General features: G+C 41.8%; 17 protein-coding genes, 1 riboswitch and 1 other annotated feature. Of the genes, 7 read left to right on the top strand and 10 right to left on the bottom strand.

Annotated elements, in window-relative coordinates; genetic code table 11:
* Window positions 1–46 precede the first annotated feature (46 nt).
* From hisH to hisG, 6 genes are all read right to left on the bottom strand, one after another.
* Complete coding sequence (hisH, locus tag E4T92_RS08630) at window positions 47–640, bottom strand: imidazole glycerol phosphate synthase subunit HisH (RefSeq protein ID WP_135094284.1); 594 nt, start codon at window positions 638–640, stop codon at window positions 47–49.
* Between the two features lie 34 nt (window positions 641–674).
* Window positions 675–1,520 (bottom strand): DUF817 domain-containing protein, encoded by an 846-nt coding sequence (locus tag E4T92_RS08625; RefSeq protein WP_135094283.1) that lies wholly within the window; start codon window positions 1,518–1,520, stop codon window positions 675–677.
* Between the two features lie 24 nt (window positions 1,521–1,544).
* Entirely contained in the window at window positions 1,545–2,633 is a 1,089-nt protein-coding gene (hisB, locus tag E4T92_RS08620) for a bifunctional histidinol-phosphatase/imidazoleglycerol-phosphate dehydratase HisB (protein WP_077541940.1), read from the bottom strand.
* A gap of 204 nt (window positions 2,634–2,837) precedes the next feature.
* Window positions 2,838–3,893: a histidinol-phosphate transaminase gene (gene hisC / locus E4T92_RS08615; protein WP_135094282.1), complete on the bottom strand. Its 1,056-nt coding sequence runs from the start codon at window positions 3,891–3,893 to the stop codon at window positions 2,838–2,840.
* 111 nt (window positions 3,894–4,004) lie between these two features.
* Window positions 4,005–5,291 carry a histidinol dehydrogenase gene (hisD, locus tag E4T92_RS08610; RefSeq protein ID WP_135094281.1) on the bottom strand — a complete coding sequence of 429 codons (1,287 nt, stop codon included), beginning with the start codon at window positions 5,289–5,291 and terminating at the stop codon, window positions 4,005–4,007.
* 95 nt (window positions 5,292–5,386) lie between these two features.
* Window positions 5,387–6,298, bottom strand: coding sequence for an ATP phosphoribosyltransferase (gene hisG, locus E4T92_RS08605; protein WP_135094280.1), 912 nt, complete (start codon window positions 6,296–6,298; stop codon window positions 5,387–5,389).
* A 32-nt stretch (window positions 6,299–6,330) separates the two neighbouring features.
* Window positions 6,331–6,459: a sequence feature (His leader region), on the bottom strand.
* Window positions 6,460–6,627: 168 nt separating this feature from the next.
* A riboswitch (PreQ1 riboswitch) is annotated at window positions 6,628–6,672 on the top strand.
* A 4-nt stretch (window positions 6,673–6,676) separates the two neighbouring features.
* Here hisG and queC point away from each other — a divergent pair.
* The 6 genes from queC to rnb all read left to right on the top strand — a co-directional run bounded on the left by queC (window position 6,677) and on the right by rnb (window position 12,209).
* Window positions 6,677–7,363 (top strand): 7-cyano-7-deazaguanine synthase QueC, encoded by a 687-nt coding sequence (gene queC / locus E4T92_RS08600; protein ID WP_135094279.1) that lies wholly within the window; start codon window positions 6,677–6,679, stop codon window positions 7,361–7,363.
* Window positions 7,356–7,781, top strand: a complete 426-nt coding sequence (queD, locus tag E4T92_RS08595) for a 6-carboxytetrahydropterin synthase QueD (protein WP_077550215.1) — start codon at window positions 7,356–7,358, stop codon at window positions 7,779–7,781. The genes queC and queD overlap by 8 nt, the downstream gene beginning before the upstream one ends.
* Window positions 7,782–7,786: 5 nt before the next feature.
* Complete coding sequence (locus tag E4T92_RS08590; protein ID WP_135094278.1) at window positions 7,787–8,416, top strand: 7-carboxy-7-deazaguanine synthase QueE; 630 nt, start codon at window positions 7,787–7,789, stop codon at window positions 8,414–8,416.
* Between the two features lie 113 nt (window positions 8,417–8,529).
* Window positions 8,530–9,285 (top strand): Nif3-like dinuclear metal center hexameric protein, encoded by a 756-nt coding sequence (locus E4T92_RS08585; RefSeq protein WP_135094277.1) that lies wholly within the window; start codon window positions 8,530–8,532, stop codon window positions 9,283–9,285.
* Between the two features lie 92 nt (window positions 9,286–9,377).
* Window positions 9,378–10,166, top strand: coding sequence for an SDR family oxidoreductase (locus E4T92_RS08580; RefSeq protein WP_077541924.1), 789 nt, complete (start codon window positions 9,378–9,380; stop codon window positions 10,164–10,166).
* A gap of 63 nt (window positions 10,167–10,229) precedes the next feature.
* Entirely contained in the window at window positions 10,230–12,209 is a 1,980-nt protein-coding gene (gene rnb / locus E4T92_RS08575; protein WP_135094276.1) for an exoribonuclease II, read from the top strand.
* A 169-nt stretch (window positions 12,210–12,378) separates the two neighbouring features.
* On the opposite strand, the gene E4T92_RS08570 is transcribed toward rnb, so the two are convergent.
* The 4 genes from E4T92_RS08570 to modA all read right to left on the bottom strand — a co-directional run bounded on the left by E4T92_RS08570 (window position 12,379) and on the right by modA (window position 16,435).
* Window positions 12,379–13,707: an L-cystine transporter gene (locus E4T92_RS08570; protein WP_135094335.1), complete on the bottom strand. Its 1,329-nt coding sequence runs from the start codon at window positions 13,705–13,707 to the stop codon at window positions 12,379–12,381.
* A 101-nt stretch (window positions 13,708–13,808) separates the two neighbouring features.
* Window positions 13,809–14,864: a molybdenum ABC transporter ATP-binding protein ModC gene (gene modC / locus E4T92_RS08565; RefSeq protein WP_135094275.1), complete on the bottom strand. Its 1,056-nt coding sequence runs from the start codon at window positions 14,862–14,864 to the stop codon at window positions 13,809–13,811.
* On the bottom strand, window positions 14,851–15,579 hold the full coding sequence (gene modB, locus E4T92_RS08560; RefSeq protein ID WP_135094274.1) for a molybdate ABC transporter permease subunit: 729 nt from the start codon (window positions 15,577–15,579) through the stop codon (window positions 14,851–14,853). The genes modC and modB overlap by 14 nt, the downstream gene beginning before the upstream one ends.
* A 91-nt stretch (window positions 15,580–15,670) precedes the next feature.
* A complete protein-coding gene (modA, locus tag E4T92_RS08555) occupies window positions 15,671–16,435 on the bottom strand; it encodes a molybdate ABC transporter substrate-binding protein (RefSeq protein ID WP_135094334.1) in 765 nt (254 codons plus the stop codon).
* A 124-nt stretch (window positions 16,436–16,559) separates the two neighbouring features.
* On the opposite strand from modA, the gene E4T92_RS08550 reads away from it, so the two are divergent.
* Window positions 16,560–17,327 (top strand): TOBE domain-containing protein, encoded by a 768-nt coding sequence (locus E4T92_RS08550; protein ID WP_135094273.1) that lies wholly within the window; start codon window positions 16,560–16,562, stop codon window positions 17,325–17,327.
* Window positions 17,328–17,367 lie beyond the last annotated feature (40 nt).

Raw genomic sequence — 17,367 nt, 5'->3', positions numbered from 1 at the left:
AAACGTGCAACTACACCATTCCAACTTTTCGAGCCAGATCACAAAACTAGATTTTTTCCACAAAATTCCGTAACAACAACGCCCCATTCTTACCCGAGCGTTCAGGGTGGAATTGCACACCGTAAAAATTGCCTTTGGCAATGGCTGCAGAAAAATCTACACCATAATGACAGGTGGCGATGGTGTTATCATTCGGGCTAACCGCATAGCTATGCACAAAATAGAAATGGCTATTTTGCTCAATGCCGTCAAACAGTGGGCAACCTTCTACATAACGCACATTATTCCAGCCCATATGGGGCAACGGCAAACCTGTATCAGGGATTAACACCGTTTGGCTTGGCATTAGGTTCAGGGTATTCACCTTACCTTCTTCGGAAAAAGCGGTCATTAGCTGCATACCCAAGCAAATACCCAACACGGGTTGGGTGAGGTTTTGTATCACCTCAATCAACCCTCTCTCTTGTAAATTTTTCATTGCCGCAACAGCCGTTCCCACCCCGGGCAGAATCAGCTTATCGGCAGCTTTAATTTTATTGAGATCACTTGTGATCTCAGCCGCATAGCCCAATCGGTCAAAGGCGAATTTGACGGAAGAAAGATTGGCACAGGCTGTGTCGATGATGACTAATTTCATTATATTATTCCTTGCTATTCTTACTATTTTATGGGTATCAATCCCTAGAAACCTGAATAGTTTGTTTAATATGTTTTAAATTTGCCACAATGGTAAACGTCATTACAATCAGTAATGACCAAGCCCCCCATTTACCTAAATGTACGGTCGTCCACGCGCCCATTTGGTTAGGATATTGCCAAATACCGATAAATGTTCCGATATTCTCTGCCAACCAAATAAAAAAGCCGATTAACGCAAAAGCAAGCAATAGTGACATACGACGTTTGCGGTCGTAAGGGGTAAAATAAACATAAGTACGTACATATAACCCCATTGCAAAAGCAGCTAAATACCATCGATAATCACCAATATAATGGTGCGTAAAAAAGTTGAGATAAATCAACACAGCCACTAAAGCTGAAAGCCAATAAGGCGGATGACTTTTGACTTTCAAATCAAACAATCGCCACGCTTGGATAATGTAGCTACCAACAGCGGCATACATAAACCCCGTGAATAAAGGTACACCACCAATTTTGGTATAGGCAAAATCAGGATAAGTCCAAGACTGAATACTGCTTGATGTTTTAAAGTATTCTAGGGCAAATCCAACTAGGTGAAATAGTGTGATTGATTTTATTTCATCTAAAGTTTCCAATTTTGTCCAAAACATTACCGCTTGTACTACGATGGCAAAAATTAGTAAAACATCGTAGCGGGGAATACCCCATAACCCTGTTTTCGGTATTGCAAACATCACGATAAAAAATAGCCCAGCAAAAAGACAAGCTCTCGCTTCTTTTAACCCGAAAAACCAAAATTCCACCATAAAGCGTTTTATCCCTAGAAGTTCAGGATTAAGTGGATGATGTACAAGCCAATAATCTAGTTTATTTAGCATTTTATGATATTTCCAGAACTACTATTAAAGAATACCCTTACTACTCGGCAGTTCCTCCCCCTCAATCCTAATCGCCTGTCTTAAGGTTCTCCCAAACACTTTAAACAAACTTTCGATTTTGTGGTGGTCATTATCACCTTTGGCTTTGATGTGCAAAGTGGCAAGCATCGTGAAAGCGATGGATTGGAAAAAATGCTCGGTCAGTTCGGTGCTGAAATCACCAACCTTATCCCGTTTAAATTCTGCTTTAAATTTAATAAACGGGCGACCCGATAAATCCAACGCACATTGGGCTTTACATTCGTCCATTGGCAGTACAAAACCAAAGCGGGCAATACCTCGTTTGTCACCAATGGCTTGTTTTAACGCTGTGCCGAGTGCCAGTGCCGTATCTTCTACAGTGTGATGTTCGTCAATCCACAAATCGCCTTTGCAAGAAATGTTCATACGGAAACCGCCGTGGGTGGCGATTTGGTCAAGCATATGGTCGAAAAAGCCCACGCCAGTGCGGATTTCGTTCACACCTGTTTCGTCCAGCCACACTTGCACTTTGATGTCCGTTTCTTTAGTTTTGCGTTCAACCATCGCATAGCGTGGCAGGCGGTCGCCAATATTCGTTACCGCTTCGCCTAACAATTTTTCCGTAATCAGATCCCAGTTCAGTTTTTCTGGGTGATATTGCAACGCTCGAATCCCCAGATTTTCGGCTAATTGTACATCGGTGGCACGGTCGCCAATCACAAAAGAGCGGTCAGGATCGAATAAATTTCTGTCGATATATTTTTGCAACAGTTTGGTTTTCGGCTTGCGGCACGCACACTGATCTTCGGGCTTGTGCGGGCAAATCAGCACTTCATCAAATTCAATCCCTTGCGAGCTAAACAACGCCATCATTGCATTGTGCGGCTTGTCAAAATCTGCTTGTGGGAAAGATGCCGTCCCCAAGCCATCTTGATTACTCACCATCACCAAGCGGTAGCGTTTTTGCAGTTTTAGCAATGCAGGTATCACGTTCGGTTCAAATTTGAGTTTTTCCAAGCTGTCGATTTGGAAATCGGTTTTCGGTTCATCAATCAATGTGCCATCACGGTCGATAAAAAGGGTAGGTTGCATCATTTTTTCCTTATATGTTTTGCTGTGGTTATCAATCCTCTCACCCGCTTGCGGGGGAGAGACAGACGGAAATTGCGTTCGGCAATTTTCGTCAGAGAGAGGGGAAGTGCGGTCATTTTTTACAGAGATTTTGTCATTCCCCTCTCCCTCCGAAATCCTACGGATTTCTCCTCCCTCTTCCGCAAGCAAGCCAGGGGATCGGTATCATTTTATTGTTTCAATCGCCTCCAATACCTTATCATTCTCTTCTTTCGTCCCCACCGTAATCCTCACACAATCTTTTAAATTCAATGCTTTATGCTGATCTCTTAGAATAATCCCCTGTTCCCAAAGAGAGCGAAATACTTTTTGCCCGTCTTTAAATTTCACCAAAAGATAGTTGGCTTCGCTAGGGTAAACCAGCTCCACAAGCGGTAGGTTTTCAAGGTTTTTTTGCAAATCGGCACGATTAGTGAGAAGTTCGGCAACGCTGCGTTGCATTTGGGTTAGCCCTTGTGGTTGCAGGGCTTGGGCGGCAATATCCGACACCGGCACAGGCAAGGGATAGGGCGCGATCACTTTTTGTAAGACTTGGATCAATTCCGCATTAGCAAGGGTGAAACCGCAGCGTAGCCCTGCCAAGGCAAAGGCTTTGGAAAGGGTGCGGATAATCGCCAAATGCGGATAATTTGCCAGCGCTGTCATCATTGTTGCCTCAGGGCAAAATTCGATATAGGCTTCGTCCACCACCACAATCGCACGCCCTGCAGTCATCTGCAAAAGTTCGAGCAAATCCACCCGATTGAGCAAATTGCCCGTTGGGTTATTTGGGCTGCACACAAACACCACTTTCACACCATCTAATTGTCGTTCAATTTCCGCCAAATTCAGTTGAAAATCCGCCGTCAACGGCACGGTTTTACAGGCTATGCCACAGGTTTCGGCACTCACCGCATACATTCCATAGGTGGGTGGGCAGTATAAAATGGCATCATCTGCTTCACAGAATGCACGGATAATCAGTTCAATGCTTTCATCGCCGCCCCGACTCACCAACACATTGTCAGACGATACGTCTGCGTAGGCAGCATACCTTTCCACCACCGCCTGCGGTTGCGGTTCGGGATAGCGGTTAAAGGTGCGGTCGATTAAATCAAAGTTTGGCGAAATCGGGCATTCATTCGCATTTAGCCAAATATCGCCCTTTCCCCCTAATCGCCGAGCAGATTGATACGGGGTGAGCGCTTGAATGTTTTTTCGGGATAAGTTATTGATGTTCATTGTGTTTACCTTATAGGAAAAATATTAATTTAATTTCTAACAGAAATCATAGAATGTAACAGGGCGATCTGCAGAAACTTTGCATTTTTGCATATTGTCTTTTCGCTTCTCTTATTGATCTTTCAACTTCTCCAACCGCACTTCCACCGCTTGTCTGTGCGCCTCAAGCTGTTCAGCGCTTGCCATTGCCATCACTGTTGGGGCAAGAGCCTGGAAACCTTGTGGGGTGAGTTCTTGTACCGTCATTCGTTTGCAAAAATCCGCCAAACCTAAGCTGGAATAAGTGCGGGTATAGCCGTAGGTGGGTAGAACGTGGTTCGTCCCACTCGCGTAATCGCCCATACTTTCTGGCGAGTATGCGCCTAAGAAAATTGAGCCTGCGTTGTCTAGAAATGGCAATAATTCGCGAGCATTTTGCGTTTGTACGACCAAATGCTCGGGAGCATAATCATTACTGATTTCAACCGCTTGTTCTATGCTTTCCGCAATCAATATTCGACTATGAGCGAGAGCTTGGCTAGCAGTTTGTTTTCGTGGTAAGTTTGCAAGCTGTTTTTCAATAGAAAGTGCAGTCGCTTTTGCCAGCGTTTCACTGTTAGTGACCAACATCACCTGGCTATCCGCCCCGTGTTCCGCTTGGGAAAGCAGATCGCTGGCGACAAAATCGGGATCGGCACATTCATCGGCGATCACCAATACCTCCGAAGGCCCTGCGGGCATATCAATCGCCGTGCCACGTTGCATTACTTGGCGTTTGGCTTCGGTAACAAAGGCATTGCCCGGCCCGAATATTTTATCCACTTTCGCCACCGTTTCTGTGCCTTGTGCCATGGCAAAAATAGCCTGTGCACCACCTACGGTATAAATGGTTTCCACGCCACAAAGGTGAGCAGTGTAAAGAATTTCATCGGCGATCGGCGGTGGAGAACAAAGCACTATTTTTTTGCAACCTGCAATTTTTGCCGGCTCGGCAAGCATTAACACGGTGGAAAACAGTGGGGCTGAACCACCAGGAATATACAACCCAACCCGTTCAATCGGGCGGGTCAGCACTTGGCAACGCACACCGGGCTGGGTTTCTATGTCAATTTCTTGATTTTGTTGTGCCTGATGGAAGGTTTCAATATTCGCTTTTGCCTGTTGAATGGCTTGGCAAAGTTCTGGCGAAATTCGACTACTTGCCGCCATAATCTCGTCTTTTGACAGGGTGAGTTTTTGCAAGGCGACTTTGTCAAATTTTTCCGTCAACTCAAACAAGGCGCTATCTCCATTTTGAGCCACATTTTCACGGATAGCGTCCACCGCTTGTTTAATACTCTCCCCCACTTTTTGAGCGGGGCGAGAAAGTGCGGTTATTTTTTCCGAAGTTTTTAAATTGTTCCAAATTAATGTTTGCATTGTATTATTCCTAAAATATTTTCTATGTTTTTTTATTCCCTTCTTTGCCGCCTTTATTTCATTACTTTTTTAGCAACGCAAAGAAAAGTAAGGTACTAGGCCATCATCTTTTCAATCGGTAAAACTAAAATTGAACTTGCACCAATCGCCTTAAGTTGTTCCATGGTTTCCCAAAACAGGTTTTCTTGGCTAACCACATGCATCGCCACTTGGTTGGTATCGTGAGCAAGAGGCAGAATGGTCGGGTTTTCAACGCCCGGCAAAAGTTCGGTTATTTCTTTGAGTTTATTTTTGGGAGCGTGAAGCATAATATATTTTGATTCAGCTGCTTGTTGCACGCCTTGAATACGGGTGAGTAGTTTATCAACAAGAATTTGTTTGTCCGTTGGTAGGGATTCTGAGCGCTGAATTAAGCAGGCTTTAGAGCGGTAAATCACTTCTACCTCTTTTAATCCGTTCGCTTCAAGGGTCGCCCCCGATGAGACTAAATCGCAAATCGCATTGGCAATCCCCGCACTAGGTGCAACCTCCACAGAACCATTCAGTAAGCAACTTTTAAATGGCACATTTTGTTCTGTCATATAGCGTTTAAGCAGATTCGGATAAGAGGTAGCAATACGAGTATTAGCGAGATCTTTCACGTCTTGATAATCACTGTCACGATCAATAGCGAGTGAAAGTCGGCAACCACCAAAATCAAGTTGACGGAGTTTTTTATATTGCACAACCTCTCCCATGGCAAGACGTCCAAGTTCTTCCTCTTCAAGCACATTTTCACCGAGAATACCGAGATCGACCACACCGTCGAAAATCAGTCCCGGAATATCGTCATCACGCACACGCAGAATTTCAATCGGCATATTTTCCGCATAGGCAATCAAACGCTGTTCATTCCAGTTAATTTTCACGCCACACTGTTTAAGAAGTGCGGCGCAATCTTGGCTTAAGCGCCCTTTCTTTTGTAAAGCAATGCGTAAACGATTTGATGAGTGAGTTGTGTTTGTCATGTTGTTTTCCTGTTTTTTGTGAAGTTTAAATAAACTAAAACCCCTCGGGGGTTTCCTTCCGAGGGGTTTTGGTTCTGTTATGATATCGCACTCGGAAGATATTTTTCTATCTTCCAGCCACACAAACATGCCTGAAAGATATTCAGGTATGGTGGTGATGACGGTAAGTGCGGTTCATTTTCATATTAAATTCCTCTTAAATCAGTTGCCTTTGAGTTTATGCTTAAAATAACACTTTATGCAAGCATTATTTTGAATATTTTTCAATTTGCATCAAAAAATTAAGATCACTTGATAAAATTCAATACACTCTCTAAAATGCGCCACTCAAATTTGTAGTTCGCAAACCTCCTACACAAAAAAACTAGGTATATAATCATGAATATTTCAAATCCCAATCACAACCGAAAAGCAGTTGTGATCTTTTCCGGCGGGCAAGATTCCACCACCTGTTTATTTCAAGCCATATCCGATTACGGCAAAGAAAATGTTGAAACCATCACCTTTCAATATGGCCAGCGACATGCTATTGAACTAGAAAAAGCCCAATGGATTGCCCAAGATCTTGGCATAAAACAAACCTTAGTGGATACCTCCGTTATAAAAGCCATTACCCATAACGCTTTAATCGATCAACAAACTAAAATCGAACAAAAAAACAACGAACTGCCAAACACCTTTGTCGATGGTCGAAATGCCTTATTTTTACTTTATGCGGCAATTTACGCAAAGGGACAAGGGATTCAAGACATCATCACTGGGGTATGTGAAACAGACTTTAGCAGCTATCCCGATTGCCGTGATGTTTTCGTCAAATCTATGAATGTGACGCTCAATCTTGCCATGGATTATCAATTCAATATTAAAACGCCTTTAATGTATCTTACTAAAGCCCAAACTTGGCAACTTGCTGATGAATTAGGTGTGTTAGATTACGTTCAACAGCATTCCCATACTTGTTATGAGGGTGTGGAAGGCGGTTGTGGCGGCTGCCCGAGTTGTGAATTGCGCAACAAAGGGTTACAACAATATTTGCGACAAAAGTGCGGTGAAAAAAATGTTTAAAATTTCCAAAGAGTTCAGTTTTGATATGGCGCATTTATTAGATAATCACGATGGTAAATGCCAAAACCTACATGGACACACTTACAAATTACAAGTGGAAATCACCGGCGACTTGCACGAAAATGGGGCGAAAAAAGCCATGGTAATGGATTTTTCCGATTTAAAAAATACCGTGAAAAAAGCCATTTTAGATCCTATGGATCACGCTTTTATTTACGATCAAACCAGTGAACGGGAAAGTAAAATCGCCGCATTATTGCAAGAATTAAATTCAAAAACTTTTGCCGTACCTTTTCGCACGACTGCTGAAGAAATGGCACGATTCATTTTCAACCGTTTAAAATATGATGAAAAACTCGCGGTTTCAGCAATTCGTTTATGGGAAACCCCAACCTCATTTTGTGAATATTCGGAGTAAGTGTGGTGGAAAAACTCACAAATTTTGACCCGCACTTTAATATTGTGGAAATTTTTGAAAGCCTGCAAGGGGAAGGCTTCAATACGGGTATGCCCAGCATTTTTGTTCGTTTTGGTAAATGTAATCTCGCCTGCCCTTGGTGCGATACGCCCTATAACCAATTTGAACGCTGGTCTGCCTCACAGATTCTGGCAAAAGTGCGGTCGTTTTCAGCGAAGAATATTATCATCACCGGTGGCGAACCCACCATTGTGCCTAAAATTGAATTGCTACTCGATCAATTCAAAGCAGACGGCTATTTTCTCGCCATTGAAACCAACGGCTTAAAAGCAATTCCGCCACAAATCGACTATATTGCCACCAGTCCAAAGCGTCTTTATATGTACAAATACGAGCAACGTTGCATTGAATCTGCCGATGAAGTACGCGTTGTAGCAGATGAAAATGTCTTACCTTTTTGTGAACTGATAGAACAAAAAATCCGTGCGAAGCACTATTATCTCTCCCCTTGTGACATTGATGGCAAAATGAATTTACTGGAAACTATCACCCAGTTGGGCAAACTCAATCAACGCACGAATAAACCCAAATGGCAATTAAGTTTACAGACTCATAAACTAATGGGCATTGAATAAAAAATAAGTAGTAAAACAGGGCTAGTGCAATATTTCTAATAAATTTTTTGCACTAGCCATTTTTTTTTAAATTTCGTACTATACGCCATCGTTTTCCCATTTCTCTTTTATTTATGAATAATCTTGAACTTGAACAACTTCTCAACCAAACGCTCAATTCAAACCAAATTTCCGATTATGCGCCAAACGGCTTACAAGTCGAGGGTAAAGCCAACATCAAAAAAATCATTACCGGAGTAACGGCAAGCCAAGCGTTAATTGATTATGCCGTCAGCCAACAAGCAGACGCCCTACTCGTCCATCATGGCTATTTTTGGAAAAGCGAAAATCCTTTCATTCGAGGGATGAAAGGTAAACGAATCAAAACCTTGTTAGTCAATGACATCAATTTATATGGCTATCATTTGCCATTAGACGTACATCCTGAACTTGGCAATAATGCACAACTTGCCAAACTACTTGGTATCGAAAATTTACAACCCTTAGAAAATACCCCGACAAACATTCCCGTTTGGGGAGAATTAAACAAACCAATAACCGCAGAAGAATTTGCCACCCGTATTGAACAAGTTCTTCAACGTAAACCGTTAATTTGTACCGAAAACGGACCACACTTTATTCGAAAAATCGGTATCTGCACAGGAGGGGGACAGGGTTATATCGACCTCTCGGCAGCACAAGGTTGTGATGCGTTTATCACAGGAGAAGTTTCCGAACAAACCATTCATTCCGCCAGAGAGCAAGGCATTCACTTTTTTGCCGCCGGTCACCACGCCACCGAACGCTACGGTATCAAGGCTCTCGGCGAATGGCTGGCAAAAGAATATGGCTTTGATGTGGAGTTTAAGGATATTGATAATCCGGCGTAATATACTGGTTCAACCAAAAGCCGCTTCATTGCTCAAAATAGGCAAAACAGGTATAATTCACAAAATTTTTTATTCAACCAATAGGAAAAAATATGGGTTTCTTAACAGGTAAACGAATTTTAGTCACCGGTCTCGCAAGCAACCGTTCTATTGCTTACGGGATTGCAAAATCAATGAAAGAACAAGGTGCGGAGCTTGCTTTCACTTATCTCAACGAAAAATTACAACCACGTGTAGAAGAATTTGCCAAAGAATTTGGTTCTGATATTGTGCTTCCTTTAGATGTGGCAACCGATGAAAGTATCCAAAACTGCTTTGCCGAATTAAGTAAACACTGGGATAAATTTGACGGTTTCGTGCACGCCATTGCCTTTGCGCCGGGTGATCAATTAGACGGTGATTATGTCAATGCCGCAACCCGTGAAGGCTACCGTATTGCTCACGATATCAGCGCATATAGCTTTGTGGCAATGGCACAAGCCGCGCGCCCTTATTTAAATCCAAACGCAGCATTATTAACCCTTTCTTATTTAGGGGCAGAACGTGCTATTCCTAACTACAATGTCATGTGTTTAGCAAAAGCGTCATTAGAAGCAGCAACTCGCGTAATGGCTGCGGATTTAGGCAAAGACGGAATCCGTGTTAATGCGATTTCTGCCGGCCCAATTCGGACATTAGCTGCCTCAGGCATTAAAAACTTCAAGAAAATGCTTTCTGCTTTTGAGAAAACTGCCGCATTACGCCGTACAGTAACCATTCAGGATGTGGGTAATTCCGCTGCGTTTTTATGTTCTGATCTCGCCTCAGGTATTACCGGTGAAATCGTTCACGTTGATGCCGGTTTTAGCATCACCGCAATGGGCGAATTAGGCGAAGAATAATTTTCGTCTCATTTATTTTGGGCAGACTTATTGTCTGCCTTTTCTCTTTTTTGAAATATAACTATGTTCCAAGACAATCCATTACTCGCACAACTCAAACAACAAATTCACGAAAGCAAAGAGCGTGTAGAAGGTGTAGTGAAAAGCACCGACAAAGCCTATGGCTTTTTAGAATGTGATAAAAAAACTTATTTTATTGCGCCGCCTGCAATGAAAAAAGTGATGCACGGCGACAAAATTACCGCCACGATTGAAAAACAAGGAGATAAAGAACAAGCCGAACCGGAATCTTTGATCGAACCTATGCTGACCCGTTTTATTGCCAAAGTGCGGTTCAATAAAGACAAGAAATTACAAGTGTTGGTCGATCACCCAAGCATTAATCAGCCTATTGGCGCACAACAAGCCAAGTCTGTAAAAGAAGAATTGCAAGAAGGCGATTGGGTTGTTGCTAGTCTGAAAACCCACCCCTTGCGTGATGATCGCTTTTTCTATGCCACGATTAACCAATTTATCTGCCGTGCAGATGACGAATTTGCCCCTTGGTGGGTTACACTAGCCCGTCACGAACAATCGCGTTATCCGGTACAAGGTGCCGAGCATTATGAAATGCTTGATCAACAAACGCGTGAAGATTTGACCGCACTTCATTTTATTACCATTGACAGTGAAAGCACACAAGATATGGATGATGCGCTCTATATCGAGCCTGTTGAACAAAATGGTGAGCAAATGGGTTGGAAATTAGTCGTTGCGATTGCCGACCCGACAGCCTATATCGCTCTCGATTCACAAATCGAAAAAGATGCGAAGCAACGTTGTTTCACTAATTATCTCCCCGGTTTTAATATTCCCATGTTGCCACGTGAGCTTTCCGATGAGCTCTGCTCTTTAATGGCAAATGAAACCCGTCCAGCCCTTGTTTGCTATCTTGAAACGGATTTACAGGGCAATATCACGGCAAAACCGTATTTTGTTTCCGCTTATATACAATCAAAAGCCAAACTTGCCTATAACAAAGTTTCTGATTATTTAGAACAAATACCCAATGCGTGGCAACCGGAAACCACTGAAATTACCGAGCAAATTCATCGCTTACACCAATTTACATTAGCACGGATCAACTGGCGTAAAACCCATTCTCTATTGTTCAAAGAAAAACCGGATTATTCTTTTGTACTGGCTGAAAATGGTAAAGTACAAGAGATCAAAGCGGAACACCGCCGCATTGCAAATCAAATTGTAGAAGAATCGATGATTATTGCGAATATTTGTGCGGCACAATTCTTAAATGAACAGACAAAAACCGGTATTTTCAACACTCATAGCGGTTTTGATAAAAAATTCTTAGAAAACGCCCATCATTTCTTAATAGCAAATCTGGCTAACGAAGAAAATCAAGCAGAACTTAATGAGCGTTATTCTACGGAAAATTTATCAACGCTGAATGGCTATTGCCAAATGCGCCACGATATCGAACCGATTGAAAGCGATTATCTCGAATTACGCCTGCGTCGCTATTTAACCTTTGCTGAATTTAAGGCTGAATTAGCACCGCACTTTGGTCTGGGTTTGGCAGGATATGCCACCTGGACATCTCCAATTCGCAAATATTCCGATATGGTGAATCACCGCTTAATCAAAGCCGTACTCACACAACAGCCCTATGAAAAACCACAGGAAGAAGTGTTAGCACGCTTACAAGAAGCCCGCCGCCAAAATCGCTTAGTAGAACGTGATATTGCCGATTGGTTATATTGTCGCTATCTTGTCGATAAAGTAGCTGAAAATGCAGAATTTGATGCTGAAGTGCAAGATGTTATGCGGGGAGGACTACGGGTTCAATTGTTAGAAAATGGTGCCTCAATGTTTATTCCAGCCTCTAGCCTTCATAATAATAAAGAGGAAATCCAAGTAAATACCGATGAACTCGCCCTCTACATTAAAGGTGAACGTATCTATAAAATCGGGGATATTGTTCGGGTGAAACTCACGGAAGTGAAAGAAGCTACACGGAGTATTGTTGGTTCCGTGGTGATCTAGCATAAAAAATGGCGTTTTTCAACGCCATTTTTTACAACATTATTTATCACTACAAAAAGGGGAATTCAGGGAGACCATGCTTGTCCCAATATGTAGCATATAGCGACCCTCAGTGTGCCCCCACTAGTAAACCATCTTTGTGTCGTGGTTACCCTATCGGGTAAATTATTTATTCTTTTAATTTCAACCATTTACTGCTTAATGTTCCCGCCGTCATTGCACCGTTTACATTTAATGCGGTACGTCCCATATCAATAAGCGGTTCAATTGAAATCAATAAACCGACTAATTCAAGCGGTAAGCCTAAGGTTGAAAGCACCACGATCGCAGCAAAAGTTGCCCCACCACCTACACCGGCAATACCAAAAGAAGAAATCGCCACCACTAAAACAAGTGTGGCAATATAACTCACACTAAAAGGATCGATACCTACCGTCGGCGCAATCATAACAGCTAACATCGCAGGATAAATCCCTGCACAACCATTTTGCCCGATTGTCGCCCCAAAGGTAGCCGAGAAATTTGCAATAGCTGGATTATTGCCAAGTTTATCCGTTTGCGTTTCAATATTAAGCGGAATAGTTGCAGCACTTGAACGAGAGCTAAAGGCAAAACTCAATGTCGGCATCACTTTTTTATAATACTGAATCGGGCTAATACCGGATAAGAAAAGTAATAAGCCGTGAACAACAAACATCAAGAAGATAGCAATATAGGAAGCGATAATAAAACTTCCTAGATTCAAAATATCCGCCCATTTTGAAGTTGCCCCCACTTTAATCATCAAGGCAAATACCCCATAAGGCGTTAAACGAATCACAAAACGCACTAAACGAGCCACTAATTTATTAAGTGTTTCCACACCTTGTGCAATACGATCACCCAATTCTTGATTTTCTTTACGCAAACTTAACGCCGCTACGCCTAGAAATGCAGAAAAGATCACCACACTAATAATTGAAGTTGGATTTGCTCCTGTTAATTCAGCAAAAGGATTTTTGGGAATAAAGGAAAGCAGCATTGCCGGCACACTTAATGCATTAATTTGATCTGCACGACCCAATACTCGGGTTTGGGCAGCAAGCTCACGTTCACCGGCGACTAAGCCTTCTGCCGTTAAACCGAATAGTTGTACCATAATAATGCCGATAAACGCAGCAATTGCAGTAGTGACAAGTAATACGGAAAGCACACTAAAACTGATTTTCCCTAAAGAACGAGCTTCATTTAATCGGGTAATTGCCGATAAAATTGAAACAAAGACTAATGGCATCACGATCATTTGTAATAAACGAACATATCCGCCACCTACAAGATTAATCCAATCTAATGCGGTTTTAATCGTGCCTTCATCACCAATGTTTTGTAGCAATGCGCCAAAACCTAAACCAAGAACTAACCCAATAAAAACCGTTTGTCCCAATTTTTGTGTTTTTTTGTAAAGATAGCCTAACAGCACAAGAATCAGTGCAAAAATGGCTAAAGTAAGAAATAACATATTCATATTCTCCAATAAATTCGGTGGCAATATTAGATAGACTTCCGAATAAAAGATCTAATCGTTTTTTGTTATAGCTTATAATTTTATGGAATATCGTTTTAAACGACGGAAACCGCTTTAATTTGTAGATAGGCATTCATACCCACCCTAAAGCGTAATTCATTTTGTGCCCATTTGCTGATACTTGCCCAAATCTTATGCCCTTCAATTAATACCGCAATATCCACACGAGAATCCTGTATATCAATTTGTTCAATTTGACCACATAAAATATTGCGAATACTGGTTTGTTGCGGTTTCTGCAAGGCGATTGACACATCGGAGCTATAAATACAAATGCGAACAAACTCTCCCACTCCCGCATTCATTTGATGAATCCAAAGTGATTGTTCGCCAAGTGAAAGTGCGGTCATTTTATAAGGCGGATGATGCAAATGCACGGGTAAGGATAAAACGCTACTCTGTTCATTTTCCCCTTTCCAAGGGGCGAAAATCGTACTGTTCCAAATTCGTTCCACTGAATCACAGGCTCTGACTTTCCCATTTTCCATTAATACTACCCGATCTGCGAGTCGTAATAATTCCTCTAAACTGTGTGTGACATATAAAATGGGAATATGAATTTCTTGAGAAAGCCGTTCTAAATAGTGCATTAATTCCCGTTTACGGGGTAAATCCAAGGCTGAAAGAGGTTCATCCATCAATAATATTTCCGGATCGGTGAGTAATGCACGTCCAATGGCAACACGCTGTTTTTCCCCCCCAGAAAGGGTGAGCGGGTAACGTTTCAGTAAATGATTAATGCCAAGTAATTCGACAATATAATCAAATTCCTCTTTTGAAACATTTTTCACGCCATAACATAAATTGCCTTTCACTGTGTAATGAGGAAATAAGCGGGCATCTTGAAATACATAACCGATTTTACGCAAATGAATAGGCACGTTTTGTTGCGTTTCAGTGTCAACCAAAGTGCGGTCATTTAATCGAATAAACCCTTCATCAGGCTTTGTTAGCCCGCTTACTAAATTAATTAAAGCAGTTTTCCCCGCACCGGATAAACCGAAAATAGCCGTCACCCCTTGAATAGGAAGTTGCAGATTTGCCTCTAACGCTAATTTTCCTAGTTGTTTCTTAATATTAATTTGCAACATTGCCCTGCCCTAATTGTTTCTGCATACGTTTACCCAGCCATTCTGAGGCAAGTAATGAAATGAATGAAAGTATAATTGCAAATATACACAAACGTGCTGTTTGCGCTTCGGCTCCCGGTGTTTGAATGAAAGAGTACATCGCAAGAGGAATAGTTTGAGTTTCACCGGCAATATTGGAAACAAAAGTAATGGTTGCACCAAACTCCCCTAATGAGCGGGCAAAGCCTAATATCAATCCGGCTAATACGCCCGGGAGTGAAAGAGGGAAAGTAATTGTAAAAAAAACACGCCATGGAGAGGCACCCAAGGTTTGTGCTGCCTGTTCAAGCCACACATCAATATTTTCAAGGGAAAGACGAATCGCCCGAACGACTAAAGGAAAAGCCACCACCGCAGAGGCAAGTACCGCCCCTTTCCAACTAAACCCAAAAGACACACCAAACCATTGATAAAGATACCGTCCGATAACCCCATTTCTCCCCATTGCTACCAGTAATAAATAGCCGATCACAACAGGCGGCAATACTAAAGGCAAATGAATAATGCCACTCACCAAAGATTTACCATAAAAATTTTTACGAGCCAAAAGCCATGCCACAAAGATCGCCAAGGGCAAACTCCAAAGCATCGCATTAAACGCCACACTTAAACTCAGGCAAATGGCATCGATTTCTAAGGGACTGAGATTAAATAGAGAAAGAAATTGAGTAGGCAAACTGTGTTTCCTTATCACACTAATATTTTTCTTAAAGAGTCATAGGATTTTAACAAAAAGGGCAAAACCTTGCCCTTTCTTTCCATTCGATTTATTTCACGGAGAAACCATAACTTTCTAACACTTTTTTCGCGTCATCAGAGCTAAGATATTTTAAGAAATCACGTGAATCTACATTGTCATGCTCTTTTAAAATCGCCATCGGGTACACCACCGGTTTATAACTCTCCTCAGGAAATACGCCCACGGTTTTCACTTTTTGGCTCACTTTCGCATCGGTACTATACACAATTCCATAGGGGGTTTCAGCCCGTTCCACCAAAGCTAACGCGCCACGAACATCTTTTGCTCGAGCTAAACGCTCTTTAACCTTATCCCACAAATTCAGTTTAGTTAAAGCTTCTTCCGCATATTGTCCTGCTGGCACATGTGCAGGATCGCCAACGGATAAATAACCATCTTTTAAGGCATCCAGCCACTCACCTTTGGAAATCTCCACAGCATCGACCGCACTTTTCAGCGGAGCAATTAATACTAATTCATTCCCCGCCAAGTTTTTTTCCGTTTCTTTCACCGTTAAATTTTTCTCAGAAAGATATTTCATCCATTTATTACTGGCTGAAACAAAAATATCCGCAGGAGCGCCCTCTTCTACTTGTTTTGCCAAGGTTGAAGAGGAAGCAAAAGAAAACACAACCTCATTTTTAGGGTTTTGTTTCGCATAATCTGCTGCGACCTGCTGCAATGCATCAGTCATTGAGGCAGCAGCAAATACGGTGACTTTCGCTGAACTCATCGAAGAAACACTTAAGCCAACAACAAAAAGTGCGGTTGAAATTTTGATTAATTTTTTCATCATTTTCTCCTATGTTAAACATCGTTATCTACTAAATTATATATCGAAATAAAAAATAGCGATACGTGAAAATTTGGTTTTATCATAAAATATATAACGCTCCGTTGTTATAAAAGGAATCCCTATGAAAAATACTGAAATTTTACTCACGATAAAACTACAACAAATGCTTTTTATTGATCCCAAACGGGTTAGCTTACTCAAAGAAATTCAGCAATGCGGTTCAATAAATCAAGCGGCAAAAAATGCCAAAGTCAGTTACAAAAGTGCATGGGATCATCTTGAGGCAATGAATAAACTCAGCCCTAGCCCGTTACTCGAACGCAATACAGGGGGAAAAAATGGAGGTGGTACGGTTTTAACAAATTATGCCAAGCGCTTACTCCAACTTTATGATTTATTAGAGAAAACCCAAGAGCATGCCTTCAAAATTTTACAAGATGAATCCATACCTCTCGATAGCCTACTTACCGCCACTGCACGCTTTTCTTTACAAAGTAGCGCACGCAATCAATTCTTCGGCAAAGTGGAACGTCAACGAATGATGGATTCTCGTTGTATTGTAGATGTAAAGGTTGAGGGATTACCCGCCCCCTTACAAGTCTCTATTACTACAAAAAGTGCCTCACGTTTAAAATTAATGACAGAAAAAGAAGTGATGCTGATGTGTAAAGCACCTTGGGTGAAAATGACGATACAGCCTTTGGAAAATCAAACAAATCAATTTCCCGTGAGCATAAAATCACTCAATGAGGAAGAATCCATTTTAGTTTTCGATGATAGCGGAATGGAATTTTGTGCAACAATCACTCAACCAAATCAATGGCAAATTGATCAACAAATTTGGTTGCATATCGATCCGGAACAAATTATTTTGGCGACATTAGAATAAATTTTTGACAAGAAAAAACGGCTGAATATCAGCCGTTTGT

This window comes from Pasteurella sp. WM03 (assembly GCF_004570945.1).
In the GTDB taxonomy this organism is placed as follows: Bacteria; Pseudomonadota; Gammaproteobacteria; order Enterobacterales; family Pasteurellaceae; genus Rodentibacter.
Note: the sequence above shows the minus strand (reverse complement) of the source record. Positions and strands in the feature narration are given on the sequence as shown.